This is a genomic window from Pseudohaemophilus paraphrohaemolyticus, assembly GCF_003253115.1.
GTDB classification, from domain to species: Bacteria; Pseudomonadota; Gammaproteobacteria; order Enterobacterales; family Pasteurellaceae; genus Haemophilus_A; species Haemophilus_A paraphrohaemolyticus_A.
In genome coordinates this window covers 14,934-30,034 of sequence record NZ_QEQF01000011.1, presented here as the reverse complement: position 1 = coordinate 30,034, position 15,101 = coordinate 14,934, and the positions used below count along the sequence as shown (strand labels likewise).

The window sequence follows — 15,101 nt, the reverse complement described above, 5'->3', positions numbered from 1 at the left end:
GAGATACCTCCCTTACCCCTTGTGGGAGAGAGTAAATTATTAGAATATCATTCTTCTACGACCAAGCGGTCAAATTCGCAAAACCTTTTACCAAATCGACCGCTTTCAACCAAAGGAACAACAATGAAAGAAACAATTGTCGCCCAAGCCACCCCAATTGGTCGCGGGGGCGTGGGGATTTTACGCGTCTCTGGGCCTCTTGCGAGCACCGTTGCTCAAGAAGTGCTTGGCAAAGAACTCAAACCTCGCCTAGCAAATTACTTGCCATTCAAGGATAACGATAGCACGGTATTAGACCAAGGCATCGCCCTCTTCTTCAAAGCCCCTAATTCCTTCACGGGAGAAGATGTACTTGAACTGCAAGGGCACGGGGGGCAAGTAATTTTAGATATTTTGCTCAAACGCATTCTGGAAATCAAAGGCGTACGCATTGCCCGTGCGGGCGAATTCTCTGAGCAAGCATTTTTAAACGACAAACTCGACCTCGCTCAGGCTGAAGCGATTGCCGATCTCATTGATGCCACTAGTGAACAAGCTGCTCGCTCAGCACTGAAATCACTACAAGGCGAATTTTCAACTAAAATCAACCGCTTGGTGGATAGCGTAATTTACCTCCGCACCTACGTGGAAGCGGCAATCGACTTCCCTGATGAAGAAATCGACTTCCTTGCAGATGGCAAAATTGAAGGGCATTTGAACGACATCATTTCACAGCTCAGCCAAGTTCGCCAAGAAGCAAAACAAGGGGCGATTTTACGCGAAGGGATGAAAGTTGTCATTGCAGGTCGCCCAAATGCGGGGAAATCTAGCTTACTCAATGCCTTAGCAGGACGCGAAGCCGCTATCGTTACCGACATTGCAGGCACAACCCGTGACGTGTTACGTGAGCATATCCATATCGATGGAATGCCGCTGCATATTATCGACACTGCAGGCTTACGTGATGCGAGCGATGAAGTGGAACGCATCGGGATTCAACGTGCGTGGAACGAAATCGAGCAAGCTGACCACGTCTTATTGATGATCGATAGCACCGAGCAAAAAGCAGACGATTTCAAAACCGAATGGGCGGATTTCTTGGCAAAATTACCGCAAAATATGCCGATTACCGTCATTCGTAACAAGGTCGATTTATCAGGCGAAATGGAGGGCTTAGGAGAAAAAGATGGCTTCACACTTATTCGTTTATCGGCTCAAACCAAAGTGGGCGTAGATTTATTACGAGATCATCTGAAAAAATCAATGGGCTACCAAAGCACCACTGAAGGCGGTTTCCTTGCCCGCCGCCGTCACTTGCAAGCACTTGAGTCTGCCGCAGAGCATCTGGAAATGGGGCACGTGCAACTCACCCAATTCCATGCAGGCGAATTGCTCGCCGAAGAGTTACGTATGGTGCAAAACGCGTTAAGCGAAATCACGGGGCAATTTACCTCAGATGATTTACTTGGCAATATTTTTAGCTCATTTTGTATTGGAAAATAATTCAATTGTAGGGGCAAATTACATTTGCCCAAATTGTTGGTATATTAGGGCAAATATAATTTGCTCCTACATTTTCATATGCGTTCTTATTTACAAACCCAGCTCATCCGGCATCTTCCCGCCCAACAAAACTTCCTCATCGCCCTCAGCGGTGGAGTGGATTCTGTGGTGTTGCTAGATCTTTTTTCCAAACTGAACTTAAACCTTCGTGCCGTTCACATCCACCACGGATTAAGCCCCAATGCCGATCAATGGGCAAGCTTCTGCGAACAGCTTTGCAAGCGGTGGAATATTCCCTTTATTTTGCAAAAAGTAACGGTAAGCGGGAAAAAAGGCGTTGAGGCTTCCGCTCGTGAAGCTCGCTATCAAGCCATTCGAAAAGTGTTGCAACCAAATGAAGTGGTCGTTACCGCACATCATTTGGACGATCAAGCGGAAACCTTTTTCCTTGCACTCAAGCGTGGTGCAGGTTTAAAAGGACTCTCTGCAATGCACGCGGTCAGTTTTTCGCAAAACTTTGCGATTTTCCGACCGCTATTAAACATCAGCAAAGCAGAGATTTTAGTGTATGCCAATACACATCAATTGGCGTGGGTAGAAGATGAGAGCAATCAATCAAATGCCTACGACCGCAATTTCCTGCGAAATACATTATTGCCTCAAATGGAACAACAATGGGTGGGGTTTTCTCGTAATGTTGCCCGAGCTTGCCAGCATTTAGCCAGCGAACATCGCTTGCTGAATGAATTATTAGCCGAGAGTTTAGCTCACCATATTGATACTGAAGCAAAAACACTCGCCATTCACGACTTTCCCCAATTTTCACAGGAAAAACAAGCCGCTCTTCTTCGCCTTTGGCTGGAAAAATCAGGCTTGTTAATGCCAACATCAGCTCAATTACAGCAGCTCATGGAGTGTGTAGTTTTGGCGCAAGAAGATAAAAATCCGCAATTAAAATTGGGAAAATGGATTATTCGTCGTTATCAACAAAAGCTTTTTATTACTGAAGAATTAAGCAAGATCGCTCCCTTTTTACAACAAATCAAACAAAATGAATACATTACACTGCCTTATCAATTAGGCGAAATTCAACATCTTGGTCATGAACTGATTTACCAAAAAACAGGAAAAATTAACCGCTTGCCTATTCCATTCGATCATCAAAATTCACCTCTAACTATTCAAATAGGATTTTCAGGCAAAGTTCGGGAATATGGCAAAAACCATCACGAAGAGATAAAAAAAATCTGGCAAAAGCACCAGATTCCTGTATGGTTGAGAGATAGGGTGCCTCTTGTATTTAACAAAAATATTCTATTAGGCTTACTCTATCCCCGAGGATGATATTTTTCATGCAATGATTTCAAACGAGCTTTTGCCACGTGGGTATAAATTTGGGTAGTTGATAAATCACTGTGTCCAAGTAACATCTGCACCACGCGTAAATCCGCACCGTGATTGACTAAATGGGTCGCAAAGGCGTGGCGAAGCACGTGCGGGGAAAGTTTTTCGCTTTCAATGCCTGCCAATTGAGCGTAATACTTAATGCGATGCCAGAAAGTTTGGCGTGTCATTTGCGTTCCACGTTTACTTGGAAACAGTACATTTGATTGCTGCTGATTCAATAAAATTGGACGAGCTTGTTGGAAATACTCTTGAATCCAATAAATGGCTTCTTCTCCCATCGGCACTAATCGCTCTTTATCGCCTTTACCAATAATGCGAACCACGCCTTGTCGCAAACTCATATTTTCAGTAGTCAGTGAAACCAATTCCGTGACGCGAAGCCCTGTTGCGTAAAGCAGTTCGAGCATCGCTTTATCCCGCAATTCGATTGGGGTAAGCGTATTCGGGGCATTGAGTAAATCCATTACTTGTTCTTCATTTAATGACTTTGGCAGCCGAGTTGGCTTACGAAATGATTCTAATGTAGCTGTTGGATCATCCTTACGGTAATTCTCAAGATATAAAAAACGGAAAAATTTACGCAAGCAACTCAGCATTCGTAGAGAACTGCTCGCTTTATAACCTTGGTCAATACGAAAACCAAGAAAATCTTGGAGTTTACTATGATCTACCGTTAAAAATTCGCGAGGCGAATCAAGCCAATCGGTAAATTGAGCAAGATCCAAGCGGTAAGATTCTATTGTATTTTGCGATAACCCGTATTCTTGCCAGAGTTGATCTAGGAATTGTTCAATAATGCTGTCGAGAGGTTTCATAGGATCATTTTCTCAATATAGCAAAAAGGCGTACCTTTCGATACGCCTTTTCTTGTGAAGCTTTGACTAAGCCATCAATTATTTGATGATTTTAGCAACAACGCCCGCACCTACTGTACGACCACCTTCACGGATTGCGAAACGTAAACCTTCGTCCATCGCGATTGGGTGAATTAATGATACTGTCATTTTGATGTTATCGCCTGGCATTACCATTTCTACGCCTTCTGGTAATTCGATTGTACCAGTTACGTCAGTTGTACGGAAGTAGAATTGTGGACGGTAACCTTTGAAGAATGGAGTGTGACGACCACCTTCTTCTTTTGATAATACGTACACTTCTGATTCGAAGTCTGTGTGTGGTGTAATTGTACCTGGTTTCGCTAATACTTGGCCACGTTCGATTTCTTCACGTTTTGTACCACGTAATAATGCACCAACGTTTTCACCCGCACGACCTTCGTCTAATAATTTACGGAACATTTCCACGCCAGTTACAGTTGTTTTCGTAGTGTCTTTGATACCTACGATTTCAACTTCCTCACCCGCTTTGATGATACCACGCTCTACACGGCCTGTTACTACTGTACCACGACCTGAGATTGAGAATACGTCTTCGATTGGTAATAAGAATGGTTTATCAATCGCACGTTCTGGCTCTGGGATGTATGTATCTAAGTGGTTTGCTAATTCAAGAATTTTTTCTTCCCACTCTGCTACGCCGTTTAACGCTTGTAACGCTGAACCACGTACTACTGGCGTGTCATCACCTGGGAAGTCGTATTGTGAAAGAAGTTCACGCACTTCCATCTCAACTAATTCTAATAATTCTTCATCGTCAACCATATCGCATTTGTTTAAGAATACGATGATGTATGGAACACCTACTTGGCGACCTAATAAGATATGCTCACGAGTTTGTGGCATAGGACCGTCTGTTGCTGCTACTACTAAGATAGCACCATCCATTTGTGCCGCACCAGTAATCATGTTTTTAACGTAGTCCGCGTGTCCTGGGCAGTCAACGTGTGCATAGTGACGAGTTGCTGTATCATACTCAACGTGTGAAGTGTTGATGGTGATACCACGCGCTTTTTCTTCTGGTGCGTTATCGATTTGGTCGAATGCACGAGCTGCACCACCGAAGTGTTTCGCTAATACAGTTGTGATTGCAGCTGTTAAAGTTGTTTTACCATGGTCAACGTGGCCGATTGTACCCACGTTAACGTGCGGTTTTGTACGTTCAAATTTTTCTTTAGACATTTTTAAAGCCTCTTAAACAAACACGGTTACAATGGCGTATAACCACATTAACCACATGTAGAAATTGTTACAAAATTAAGAACACTTTGAAAAGATGAAGTTTAGAAGAGAATGGTGCTGATAGGCGGATTTGAACCGCCGACCTCACCCTTACCAAGGGTGCGCTCTACCAACTGAGCTATATCAGCGCTTGGAGCGGGCAGCGGGAATCGAACCCGCATCATTAGCTTGGAAGGCTAAGGTAATAGCCATTATACGATGCCCGCTGTTCTAAATTCGTCTGTCCCAATGTGCGATTCAATAAGAAATGGTGGAGGGAGAAGGATTCGAACCTTCGAAGGCTGAGCCAACAGATTTACAGTCTGCCCCCTTTGGCCGCTCGGGAATCCCTCCACGATAATTGAATACTTGATTAAACATTGCAGGGATGGTGCCGACTACCGGAATCGAACTGGTGACCTACTGATTACAAGTCAGTTGCTCTACCTACTGAGCTAAGTCGGCGTTGCGTTGTCGTAAGCAAGTGAGGTGCATTATAGAGATTTTTGGAAACCGTGCAAGCGTTTTTTCTAAAAAATTTTAAAAAACCGTTTCTTTGCTTATTTTGCGATCTAAATGTTGATTTTTTGTAACTTTTTAGCGTTTTTCTCTGAATAAATCCCCAAAAAATCCCGTTTATATTGTATAGTTCGCATCATTCTTTTGCTAAAAAAGCAAAATTTAGATTAAGAAAATAGAGATTTTGGCAATGAGCCTTGAAAAAAACAGCAAAATTACCCCTTTTTTAACTTTTGATCGAACCCAATGGGCGGCACTGCGTAAATCTGTGCCGTTAAAATTGACCGAGCAAGATCTCAAACCCCTGCTTGGCTTTAACGAAGATCTCTCATTAGAGGAAGTTCGCACTATTTATCTACCGCTTGCCCGTTTAATCAACTATTACATCGAAGAAAATCTCAAACGCCAAGCCGTATTGCACCGCTTTTTAGATGTCGAACCGCCAAAAGTGCCTTACATTATTAGTATTGCAGGGAGCGTTTCGGTCGGCAAAAGCACCTCCGCACGTATTCTACAAGCTCTGCTTTCCAACTATCCAGGGCCAAGAAAAGTGGATTTAATCACCACCGACGGCTTTCTCTACCCGCTAAAAACCTTGGAAGAGAAAAACCTACTCAAACGGAAAGGTTTCCCAGAGTCTTACGATATTTACCGCTTAATTGAATTTGTTTCCGACCTTAAATCGGGCAAACCAAGCGTGAAAGCACCAATTTACTCACACTTGACCTACGACATTATCCCCGACCAATTTAATGTGGTTGAGCAGCCCGATATTGTGATCTTAGAAGGTTTAAATGTGCTACAAAGCGGAATGAACTACCCTGCCAGCCCGCACAACGCCTTTGTTTCCGACTTTGTCGATTTTTCGATTTATGTCGATGCAGATGAATCCTTATTAAAACAGTGGTATATTTATCGCTTCCTAAAATTCCGCCGCAGTGCGTTTTCAGACCCAAATTCTTACTTCCACCACTATTCAGAGTTATCGGAGGAAGAGGCAATCCAAACCGCCTCCACTATTTGGGAAGAAATTAACGGCTTGAACTTGAAGAAAAACATTCTGCCAAGCCGAGAAAGAGCCAATTTAATTCTCACCAAAGGTGAAAATCACGAAATCCAAACAGTGAAATTAAGAAAATAATGGCAAACTTTTAACTAAAAACAACCGCTTACTATGAACAAAAAACTCTTTTTACCTTTAATTATCTTCCTCGCACTTTGCATCGCACTCACCGTGCAACTTTTCCGCAATGGCAACGGGGACGACCCTAAAAAACTCGACTCTGTCCTCATTGGTAAACCCATACCCACTTTCCAGCTAGAGTCCGTACAAGACGAAACCAAAATGCTAGATGAAAGTGTCGTTAAAACGGGGCATCCTCGCCTCTTAAATGTATGGGCGACTTGGTGTCCAACTTGCTATGCCGAACACGCTTATTTGACTGAACTTGCCAAACAAGGCGTAGAAATTGTCGGCATCGACTACAAAGATGAACGAGCCAAAGCAATGAAATTTTTAATGAGCTACGGCAACCCATACAAAGCGATCATCTACGACCCGAAAGGCTCACTTGGTTTAGACTTAGGCGTATATGGTGCACCTGAAACCTTTGTGATTGATGGCAATGGCAAAATTCTCTACCGTCATGCAGGCGATGTGAATGAAAACGTTTGGTACCAGATTTTAAAACCGATTTACGACAACGCAAAAACGCAATAGAAGATAAACAATGAAAAAACTACTCTCTCTTTTTATTTTCACGGCAACTGTTGCCACCGCTGCCCCTATCGAATTCAACCAATTCGACAACAACCAGCAAGAGGCGGATTATCAATCGCTTATCCAAACCTTGCGTTGTCCGCAGTGTCAGAACAACAACATTGCTGATTCAAACGCAACTATCGCAACCGATATGCGTGCCAAAACCTTAGAGCTACTCAAACAAGGCAAAAATAAGGATGAAGTGGTGGAATATATGGTCGAACGTTACGGCAATTTTGTAACCTACGATCCGCCCATCACACCTGCGACCATTTTCCTGTGGGTATTGCCTGTACTACTCATTTTATCGGGTTTAGGCTTGATTTTAATGCGTAAGAAAAAAGGCTTACAAGCGGTTGAAAAATCGCAAGATCTTGCAAAATCAGCTCAAGATAAAGCACGTTTGGCAAAAATTCTTAATGATAAGGAATAACCTATGACCTTTTGGCTCATTACTTTGGTAATCACGCTGGTGATTTGCTTCATCGGTTTTTACCCGCTTTTAAAAAGCAAACAGCAATTGAACGGTACACAACGTTCCACGCTCAACAAGCACTTTTACTTCCAACGTTTAAAAGAAGTGGAACAAGAGGCGAACGAGGGCGTGATTGAAGATGCGGAGCAGACCAAACAAGAGTTGCAACAGAGCTTGTTAGACGATATTCCCGAAGAAGCTGAGCAACAAGCCAGCACACAAGCGGTCAAAAAAGGCTGGTTTATTGCAATTTTGGTTGCGGTTGGTGCGATTAGCTCGGGGGCTTATGTCTCGGTCGGTTCATGGCAAGCAGCGGACATGGTCAATATAACGCATAAAAAGCTAGAATATTTTTACGATCGCATTAAAAACGAAGATACAAACCCGTTGTCTGAAGCAGAGCTAAACCAATTTGCCGTGGCGTTACGTGCCGATTTGCAGGAAAATCCAAACAATGCACAAGGCTGGTTTATGCTCGGGCAAGTCGGGATGGCAAAAGATGATGGTCAGCTTGCCTATGAAAGCTACGGCAAAGCAACACAACTTGAGCCCCAAAATATGCAATATAAATCTAGCTATGCACAATTGTTGATGCTCTCGCAAGATAAAGCAGATAAAGAGAAAGGCAAAGCCTTACTGTCTGAACTGTTGCGGGAAGATCATACCAACCTTGATGCGTTAAGTATGTTGGCGTTTAGTGCTTTTGAAGAGGAAGATTACAAAATGGCAGCGATGACGTGGGGAATGATGTTGAAGCTGATTCCTGAAGATAATCCGCGTCGTAAAACGGTAGAAAAAAGTATTGATATGGCAATGCAAATGCAAAAAATGCAAGAGCAAAAAGCAGCTGAGCCAACGAAAGAAAATCAAAAGTAAGATAACCAAATAAACTAATTTCTTTGGAAACAAGACTGCTAAATCTCCCCTCTCCCTCTTTGCTAAAGAAGGAGGGGAGATTTGGCAGTAGTCATTTACGGAGAAATTAGTACAAAAAGAGAATATAAAATGCTAAACAAACAAAAACTCAAAGTCGGGCTAGTTTCTGTGTCCGACCGTGCCTCACAAGGCGTTTATGCAGACCAAGGCATTCCCGCACTCCAAGCGTGGTTGGAAAAAGCCTTAATTGATGAATTTGATATCGAAGTCCGTTTAATTCCTGATGAGCAGCCGCTTATTGAACAAACTTTAATCGAATTAGTCGATCAAGCTGAATGCCACTTAGTGTTAACCACAGGCGGCACAGGTCCTGCGAAACGTGATGTAACGCCTGATGCTACGCTTGCCGTCGCAGATCGTGAAATGCCAGGCTTTGGTGAACAAATGCGTCAAGTGAGCCTACAATTTGTACCGACCGCGATTCTCTCTCGCCAAGTCGGTGTGATTCGTGGCGAAAGTTTAATTCTTAACTTACCAGGGCAGCCGAAAGCAATCCAAGAAACGTTGGAAGGCGTAAAAGACGAAAACGGCAAAACAATAGTAAAAGGCATTTTCTCCGCTGTGCCTTATTGCTTGCAATTACTCAGCGAGATTTATATCGACACCCACGCAAGCGTGTGCGAAAGTTTCCGCCCGAAATCAGCGATAAGATAAATCCGCTAAATGAGTAAAACCACGATGAAATTACGATATTATTTAACCGCTTTGCTGGGTTTGATGATTGCGCTTCCAAACGTTGCAAGCGAACCTGAAAAGAAAACTACAAGTGAAACTTCGCAAAAAACCGAAGAAAAACAACCGCTTTTTAAAGATGGTAAGGATTTCTTTTCGTATATCAAACCGATTAAAATCAATGTGCCAAAGGGTAAAATTTTAATCCAATATTTCTATCAATATGGCTGTAAGAACTGTCTGATTGGGTTGGATTCCCTTAATCTCTATGTAAAAAATCACGCAGATAAATTGGTGTTGCAAACCTCACCGAGCTTTGCCAAAGAGGATAATTTCACCAGTGCGATGAATGCAACTTTTAAAGAATACGGCAAAGCGGATTTAAGCCCGCTCTATCTGTTCGACAGTCTTGATCGCAAAGAAGAGAAAAGCTTACTCAAAAGCAACGATGAGATCCGAGCGTGGCTCAAACGCAATGGGATTGATGACCAACGCTTCCATCAACTCTTCCATTCCGCTCCAGTGAAAAAACAGATTGAAAGCGATGTGAATTTGTTTAAACAATACGGTTCACCAAAGTATGTGCCGATGGCAGTGTTAAACGGCAAATATATTTTGTTGCAAAACACGCTTTACAACGATGATTACACCTTCGGGGTGCTAGATTTTTTAGTTGAGAAACTACAACAAGAACAAGGAGATAACGATGCCAAATAAAATTGCAATTATTGGTGCGATGCCACAAGAAGTAGAAATTTTATGCGGTTTAATGCTTGAACCGAAAACAACAGAAATAGCCAACTGCAAAATTTTTGAAGGTAAAATTAACAACCGCCCTGTTGCAGTATTGCAATCTGGCATTGGAAAAGTAGCCGCTGCGATGGGCACAACACTACTCATTCAGCAATTCAAACCCGATATGATTATTAACACGGGATCTGCTGGCGGGTTAGATCCAAACTTAAACGTCGGCGATGTGATTATTTCAACCGATGTACGTCACCACGATGTGGATGTGACCGCTTTCGGCTATGAGAAAGGACAACTTCCCGCCAATCCAGCGGCATTTTTACCAAATGAACAATTAGTAGAAGTAGCTAAAAAACAGGCGGAAAAATTAGGCTTAAATGCTGTTTCTGGCTTAATTTGTAGCGGTGATGCCTTTATCAACGGGGCAGATAAAATCGCTCAAATTCGTGCAGACTTCCCACAAGTCGCAGCCGTTGAAATGGAAGCTGCCGCCATCGCCCAAGTGTGTCACGCAATGCAAATTCCATTTGTAGTGGTGCGTGCGATTTCAGACGTTGCCGACAAAGAATCGCATCTCTCTTTTGATGAGTTTTTACCGCTTGCCGCAGAAAAATCATCAGAGATGGTTTTGGCGATGTTGAATAATTTGGGTTAACGTAACATCTATAGCCCTATTTTACATTTAGGGCATATTCCCTTGGAGTCCAAAAAAATAGAGGCTATGAGCAAAAAACTTCTAAAATCAGGCATATTAGTCAGTGGGCTAACCCTCGTTTCCCGCGTGTTGGGCTTAATTCGCGATATGATCGTGGCAAGTGTACTCGGAGCGGGGGCGATGTCAGATGTCTTTCTTTTCGCCAATCGTATTCCCAATTTTCTGCGTCGTTTATTCGCTGAAGGGGCTTTTTCTAAGGCATTTGTGCCCGTTTTAGCGGAATATAATTCTGATAACAACTTAAACAAAACCCGTGAATTTGTGGCGAAAGTGTCGGGGTCGTTGGGGTTGGTAGTGTCAGCTGTGACATTATTGGCAATGATCGGCTCGCCTGTTGTAGCAGCACTTTTCGGTACAGGCTGGTTTATGGATTGGCTTAATGGTGGGGCTGATGCGGAAAAATTTACACAGGCTTCGCTATTGTTGAAAATCACCTTTCCTTACCTCTGGTTTATCACTTTTGTTGCCCTTTCTGGGGCTGTGCTTAACACGCTTGGCAAATTCGGTGTGATGGCATTTTCGCCTGTGTTACTGAATGTGGCGATTATTGCGATGGCAATCTTCGGCGCAGATTATTTTGAGCGACCAGACATTGCCCTTGCGTGGGGGATTTTCTTAGGTGGATTACTGCAATTCCTGTTCCAAATTCCATTTATGAAGCAAGCGGGTTTGTTAGTAAAACCGAAATGGGCATGGAATGATGAAGGCGTAAAAAAAGTGCGTACACTGATGTTACCTGCGTTATTCGGCGTGTCAGTGACGCAAATCAACTTATTATTAAACCAAGTGATTGCCAGCTTTTTGGTTACAGGCTCAATCACGTGGCTTTATTATTCCGACCGCTTGATCGAATTCCCACTCGGTATTTTCGGTATTGCGATTTCGACCGTAGTACTTCCAACCCTGTCTAAAATTGCCAAGCAGAAAGAGCTAAATGAAACCGAGCGTAAAACCCAATTCCAAACCACAATGGACTGGGGCGTGCGCATGGTATTACTGCTTGGGATTCCTGCCATGATCGGCATTGCTACCCTTGCTCAGCCAATGATTATGACGCTCTTTATGCGCGGTAAATTTGGGCTTTCAGATGTAATCGCCTCTAGCCATTCGCTCTGGATTATGTGTTTAGGACTAAACAGCTATATGCTCATTAGCATTTTAGCGAACGGTTTTTATGCTAACCAGAACACTAAAACCCCCGTAAAAATTGGCTTAATTGCGACCGCTTGTAATATGTGTTTTGGCTTGCTTGCGATTCCATTTGGCTACTTAGGTTTAGCAATGGCGTCAGTGTTATCCGCTGCGGTAAATGCCTCTTTGCTTTATCGCCATCTGTCGAAACAGGGCATTTATCACATCTCTCGCAAAACGATTTTCTTTATCTTAAAAATAGTGATTGCAGCCCTAGTAATGGGCTGGCTAGTCCATTATTTCTCACCACACTTAAAAGCGTGGTTTGAAATGAGTACACTGATGAAAGTCTATTGGCTTGGTTGGTTGATTGTGCTTGCTGCAATCAGTTATTTTGCGATGCTCTTTATTTTAGGTATTCGCAAGCAAGATTTTAGAAGTTAAATTGCAAAATTGATCAGAAAATTATCCTTTTTTATAGGAAAATCGGCAAAAAGCTGATAAAATCTCGTTCTATCGTTTTCTTAAACAGAAAAACGGTGTTATTTTCAAGCACGTGTCTCGTTGAAAATGAATTAAAAACTATCGATAGCAGCATAAACCCGTTTATGCTTATTTATTTAACACAGATATCTTAGGAGTTTGACCTTGGCTAATATCAAGTCAGCAAAAAAACGTGCGGTTCAATCTGAAAAACGCCGCCAACACAACGCAAGCCAACGCTCAATGATGCGTACATTCATCAAAAAAGTATATGCAGCAGTAGCAGCAGGTGATAAAGTAGTCGCTCAAGCAGCTTTCGTTGAAATGCAAAAAGTAGTGGATCGTATGGCATCTAAAGGCTTAATCCACGCGAACAAAGCAGCAAACCACAAAGCGAAATTATCTGCACGTATCAAAGCGTTAGCATAATTTGCAAAATAAAAAAAGAAAACCGACCGCTTGGTCGGTTTTTTTATATGCTTTTTTGCATGGAAAATCACATTTCTCTATTCTTTCCGTGTATTTTGCACAAAAAATCGCTATTATAATAAGAACAACTATTCTCAAAAGAAGGAACGCCCTATGAACATTCCATTCTGCTTACCTGAAAACATCACACCACAAGACTTTTTGCAAAATTATTGGCAAAAACGACCGCTTTTAATCCGTAACGGTTTGCCGCAAATTGTCGATTTGTTCGAACCAAACGATATTCTTGAATTAGCACTTGAAGAAGAGATTACCGCTCGCCTAATTCAATGCCAAAACGAGCAATGGTCGGTGAAAAACAGTCCGTTTGAAGAGAGCGATTTGGAAAACTTGCCAGAGCAATGGTCGGTAATGGTGCAAAATTTAGAGCAATGGTCGCCAGAATTGGGCGAATTATGGCAAGCCTTTGGCTATATTCCGCAATGGCAGCGTGATGACATTATGGTTTCTTGCTCACCAAAAAATGGCACTGTAGGCAAACATTATGATGAATATGATGTATTCCTTGTACAAGGCTATGGCGAACGCCGTTGGCAAGTGGGCAAATGGTGCGATCCTTCTACTGAATTTAAGCCAAACCAGCCAATTCGCATTTTTGATGATATGGGCGATTTGGTGATTGATGAAGTGATGCAACCTGGGGACGTGCTTTATGTACCTTCGCGTATGGCACATTATGGTGTGTCAGAAACCGATAGTTTGACTTTCTCGTTCGGTTTACGTTATCCAAATGCGGCAGATTTGCTCTGCAAATTCACGGAGACTTTAGATAAAGAGCACGATTTATTGCCAACATCCGAATTTAATATTCCGTTCCGTTTGTCACCAAATGAGCAGCCGAATGCGTTATTAGATCCGAAAATGGTCGCAAATTTCAAACGCCAGTTAATCAACTTATTGCAAGATTCTGAGCAGTTTGATGCTATTTTTGCCCATGCAGTGGCTTCTGCGGTGAGTTCAAGACGCTATGAGCAACTTACCGAAGAAAGCGAAAATTATCCAGACGAAGTGCAAGAAGTGCTCGAAGCGGGCGGTTGGTTGCAACAAGATGCAAATGTGAAAATGCTTTACACCGAAAATCCGCAACGTATTTATGTGAACGGCGAGTGGATTGATGAGCTAAACGAAGCTGAAACCAATTTGTTAATCCGCATTGCAAACGGTGATTCAATTTCGTGGAATAAATTGGCTTCTCGCGTGAAAGATCAGGCAGAATTAGAGTTATTGCTTGATACGATTTGCGATTGGTTAGATATGGGCTGGTTGATTTTAAACGAAGCTGAATAAAGCTTTAAGCAAAGACCGCTTGTAAAAACAAGCAGTCTTTTTCTATAAGCAATTTGCTAAATCCCATCCCCAAACATTCCTTGAGTGTCCTCAAAATATTGGTTCATATCAAAGGCAGGTTTTTGGTCGGAAGATTTACTGATAATTTTGGCAGGCACGCCAGCAGCGGTCGCGTGATCGGGCACAGGCTGAAGCACCACCGAATTTGCTCCAATTTTCGCATATTGTCCAATTTCGATATTGCCGAGAATTTTCGCGCCTGCACCAATCATCACACCCTCGCGAATTTTAGGGTGACGATCGCCGTGTTCTTTACCCGTACCACCAAGTGTCACGCCTTGCAGAATAGAAACATCATTTTCAATCACCGCCGTTTCGCCCACCACAATGCCCGTCGCGTGGTCGAACATAATGCCACAGCCTACGCGTGCTGCAGGGTGAATATCTACATCAAATGCGACCGAAATCTCATTTTGTAGATAAACGGCCAACGCTTTTCGTCCTTGCTTCCATAAATAATGAGTCACGCGGTAGCTTTGTAAGGCATGGAAGCCTTTTAGATAGAGCAACGGTGTCGTCCATTTATCCACCGCAGGGTCGCGGGTGCGAACCGCATCAATGTCGCATGCAGCACTCGAAATAATTTGCGGATCAGCACGATATGCTTCTTCGATAATTTCTTTCAGAGCAATCGCAGGCATAATCGGGTTTTCGAGTTTATTCGCCAGAATATAGCTCAACGAACTGCCAAGATTGGGGTGTTTTAAAATAGTCGCGTGGAAAAAGCTGGCAAGCATCGGCTCACTTTCCACTAATTCCTGTGCTTCTTGACGGATCTCTTGCCAGATGATGTCCTGTTGTTGTGCGTTTATCATT

The 15,101-nt window shown here is 42.9% G+C and carries 15 protein-coding genes and 4 tRNA genes; 12 read left to right on the top strand and 7 right to left on the bottom strand.

From position 1 onward, the window contains the following. Positions 1–123 precede the first annotated feature (123 nt). Positions 124–1,482: a tRNA uridine-5-carboxymethylaminomethyl(34) synthesis GTPase MnmE gene (mnmE, locus tag DPV92_RS09140; RefSeq protein WP_111354604.1), complete on the top strand. Its 1,359-nt coding sequence runs from the start codon at positions 124–126 to the stop codon at positions 1,480–1,482. A 78-nt stretch (positions 1,483–1,560) separates the two neighbouring features. Further along, positions 1,561–2,826: a tRNA lysidine(34) synthetase TilS gene (gene tilS, locus DPV92_RS09135; protein ID WP_111354603.1), complete on the top strand. Its 1,266-nt coding sequence runs from the start codon at positions 1,561–1,563 to the stop codon at positions 2,824–2,826. Here the strand turns inward: tilS and xerD are convergent. The 6 genes from xerD to DPV92_RS09105 form a co-directional block, all read right to left on the bottom strand. Then, entirely contained in the window at positions 2,811–3,704 is an 894-nt protein-coding gene (xerD, locus tag DPV92_RS09130) for a site-specific tyrosine recombinase XerD (RefSeq protein WP_111354602.1), read from the bottom strand. The genes tilS and xerD overlap by 16 nt on opposite strands. A 78-nt stretch (positions 3,705–3,782) precedes the next feature. Further along, on the bottom strand, positions 3,783–4,967 hold the full coding sequence (tuf, locus tag DPV92_RS09125; RefSeq protein WP_078177606.1) for an elongation factor Tu: 1,185 nt from the start codon (positions 4,965–4,967) through the stop codon (positions 3,783–3,785). 112 nt (positions 4,968–5,079) lie between these two features. Next, a tRNA-Thr gene (locus DPV92_RS09120) sits at positions 5,080–5,155 on the bottom strand. Positions 5,156–5,158: 3 nt separating this feature from the next. After that, positions 5,159–5,233: transfer RNA gene (locus DPV92_RS09115), tRNA-Gly, on the bottom strand. A 42-nt stretch (positions 5,234–5,275) separates the two neighbouring features. Then, a tRNA-Tyr gene (locus DPV92_RS09110) sits at positions 5,276–5,360 on the bottom strand. 35 nt (positions 5,361–5,395) lie between these two features. Then, a tRNA-Thr gene (locus DPV92_RS09105) sits at positions 5,396–5,471 on the bottom strand. Between the two features lie 244 nt (positions 5,472–5,715). Between DPV92_RS09105 and coaA the strand changes: the two genes are divergently transcribed. The 10 genes from coaA (at position 5,716) to DPV92_RS09055 (ending at position 14,225) form a co-directional block, all read left to right on the top strand. Further along, positions 5,716–6,666 carry a type I pantothenate kinase gene (coaA, locus tag DPV92_RS09100; protein ID WP_111354601.1) on the top strand — a complete coding sequence of 317 codons (951 nt, stop codon included), beginning with the start codon at positions 5,716–5,718 and terminating at the stop codon, positions 6,664–6,666. A 33-nt stretch (positions 6,667–6,699) separates the two neighbouring features. Then, a complete protein-coding gene (locus tag DPV92_RS09095; RefSeq protein WP_111354600.1) occupies positions 6,700–7,245 on the top strand; it encodes a DsbE family thiol:disulfide interchange protein in 546 nt (181 codons plus the stop codon). A gap of 10 nt (positions 7,246–7,255) precedes the next feature. Continuing rightward, complete coding sequence (locus DPV92_RS09090; protein ID WP_111354599.1) at positions 7,256–7,720, top strand: cytochrome c-type biogenesis protein; 465 nt, start codon at positions 7,256–7,258, stop codon at positions 7,718–7,720. Positions 7,721–7,723: 3 nt separating this feature from the next. Continuing rightward, positions 7,724–8,638: a c-type cytochrome biogenesis protein CcmI gene (ccmI, locus tag DPV92_RS09085; protein WP_111354598.1), complete on the top strand. Its 915-nt coding sequence runs from the start codon at positions 7,724–7,726 to the stop codon at positions 8,636–8,638. A gap of 129 nt (positions 8,639–8,767) precedes the next feature. After that, a complete protein-coding gene (gene mog / locus DPV92_RS09080; RefSeq protein ID WP_111354629.1) occupies positions 8,768–9,352 on the top strand; it encodes a molybdopterin adenylyltransferase in 585 nt (194 codons plus the stop codon). 9 nt (positions 9,353–9,361) lie between these two features. Further along, entirely contained in the window at positions 9,362–10,087 is a 726-nt protein-coding gene (locus DPV92_RS09075; protein ID WP_111354597.1) for a thioredoxin domain-containing protein, read from the top strand. Further along, positions 10,077–10,775, top strand: a complete 699-nt coding sequence (gene mtnN, locus DPV92_RS09070; RefSeq protein WP_111354596.1) for a 5'-methylthioadenosine/S-adenosylhomocysteine nucleosidase — start codon at positions 10,077–10,079, stop codon at positions 10,773–10,775. The genes DPV92_RS09075 and mtnN overlap by 11 nt, the downstream gene beginning before the upstream one ends. Positions 10,776–10,841: 66 nt before the next feature. Then, entirely contained in the window at positions 10,842–12,410 is a 1,569-nt protein-coding gene (gene murJ, locus DPV92_RS09065; protein ID WP_111354595.1) for a murein biosynthesis integral membrane protein MurJ, read from the top strand. Between the two features lie 204 nt (positions 12,411–12,614). After that, positions 12,615–12,878, top strand: a complete 264-nt coding sequence (gene rpsT, locus DPV92_RS09060) for a 30S ribosomal protein S20 (RefSeq protein WP_111354594.1) — start codon at positions 12,615–12,617, stop codon at positions 12,876–12,878. A gap of 153 nt (positions 12,879–13,031) precedes the next feature. Beyond that, a complete protein-coding gene (locus DPV92_RS09055) occupies positions 13,032–14,225 on the top strand; it encodes a ribosomal protein uL16 3-hydroxylase (protein ID WP_111354593.1) in 1,194 nt (397 codons plus the stop codon). A gap of 56 nt (positions 14,226–14,281) precedes the next feature. Here DPV92_RS09055 and cysE read toward each other — a convergent pair whose 3' ends face one another. Further along, positions 14,282–15,100, bottom strand: coding sequence for a serine O-acetyltransferase (gene cysE, locus DPV92_RS09050; RefSeq protein ID WP_111354592.1), 819 nt, complete (start codon positions 15,098–15,100; stop codon positions 14,282–14,284). Position 15,101 lies beyond the last annotated feature (1 nt).

Excerpts from the sequence above, each read along its gene's own strand:
- mnmE (WP_111354604.1), top strand. The coding sequence starts at position 124 with ATGAAAGAAACAATTGTCGCCCAAGCCACCCCAATTGGTCGCGGGGGC.
- tilS (WP_111354603.1), top strand. The coding sequence starts at position 1,561 with ATGCGTTCTTATTTACAAACCCAGCTCATCCGGCATCTTCCCGCCCAA.
- xerD (WP_111354602.1), bottom strand. The coding sequence starts at position 3,704 with ATGAAACCTCTCGACAGCATTATTGAACAATTCCTAGATCAACTCTGG.
- tuf (WP_078177606.1), bottom strand. The coding sequence starts at position 4,967 with ATGTCTAAAGAAAAATTTGAACGTACAAAACCGCACGTTAACGTGGGT.
- coaA (WP_111354601.1), top strand. The coding sequence starts at position 5,716 with ATGAGCCTTGAAAAAAACAGCAAAATTACCCCTTTTTTAACTTTTGAT.
- DPV92_RS09095 (WP_111354600.1), top strand. The coding sequence starts at position 6,700 with ATGAACAAAAAACTCTTTTTACCTTTAATTATCTTCCTCGCACTTTGC.
- DPV92_RS09090 (WP_111354599.1), top strand. The coding sequence starts at position 7,256 with ATGAAAAAACTACTCTCTCTTTTTATTTTCACGGCAACTGTTGCCACC.
- ccmI (WP_111354598.1), top strand. The coding sequence starts at position 7,724 with ATGACCTTTTGGCTCATTACTTTGGTAATCACGCTGGTGATTTGCTTC.
- mog (WP_111354629.1), top strand. The coding sequence starts at position 8,768 with ATGCTAAACAAACAAAAACTCAAAGTCGGGCTAGTTTCTGTGTCCGAC.
- DPV92_RS09075 (WP_111354597.1), top strand. The coding sequence starts at position 9,362 with ATGAGTAAAACCACGATGAAATTACGATATTATTTAACCGCTTTGCTG.
- mtnN (WP_111354596.1), top strand. The coding sequence starts at position 10,077 with ATGCCAAATAAAATTGCAATTATTGGTGCGATGCCACAAGAAGTAGAA.
- murJ (WP_111354595.1), top strand. The coding sequence starts at position 10,842 with ATGAGCAAAAAACTTCTAAAATCAGGCATATTAGTCAGTGGGCTAACC.
- DPV92_RS09055 (WP_111354593.1), top strand. The coding sequence starts at position 13,032 with ATGAACATTCCATTCTGCTTACCTGAAAACATCACACCACAAGACTTT.
- cysE (WP_111354592.1), bottom strand. The coding sequence starts at position 15,100 with ATGATAAACGCACAACAACAGGACATCATCTGGCAAGAGATCCGTCAA.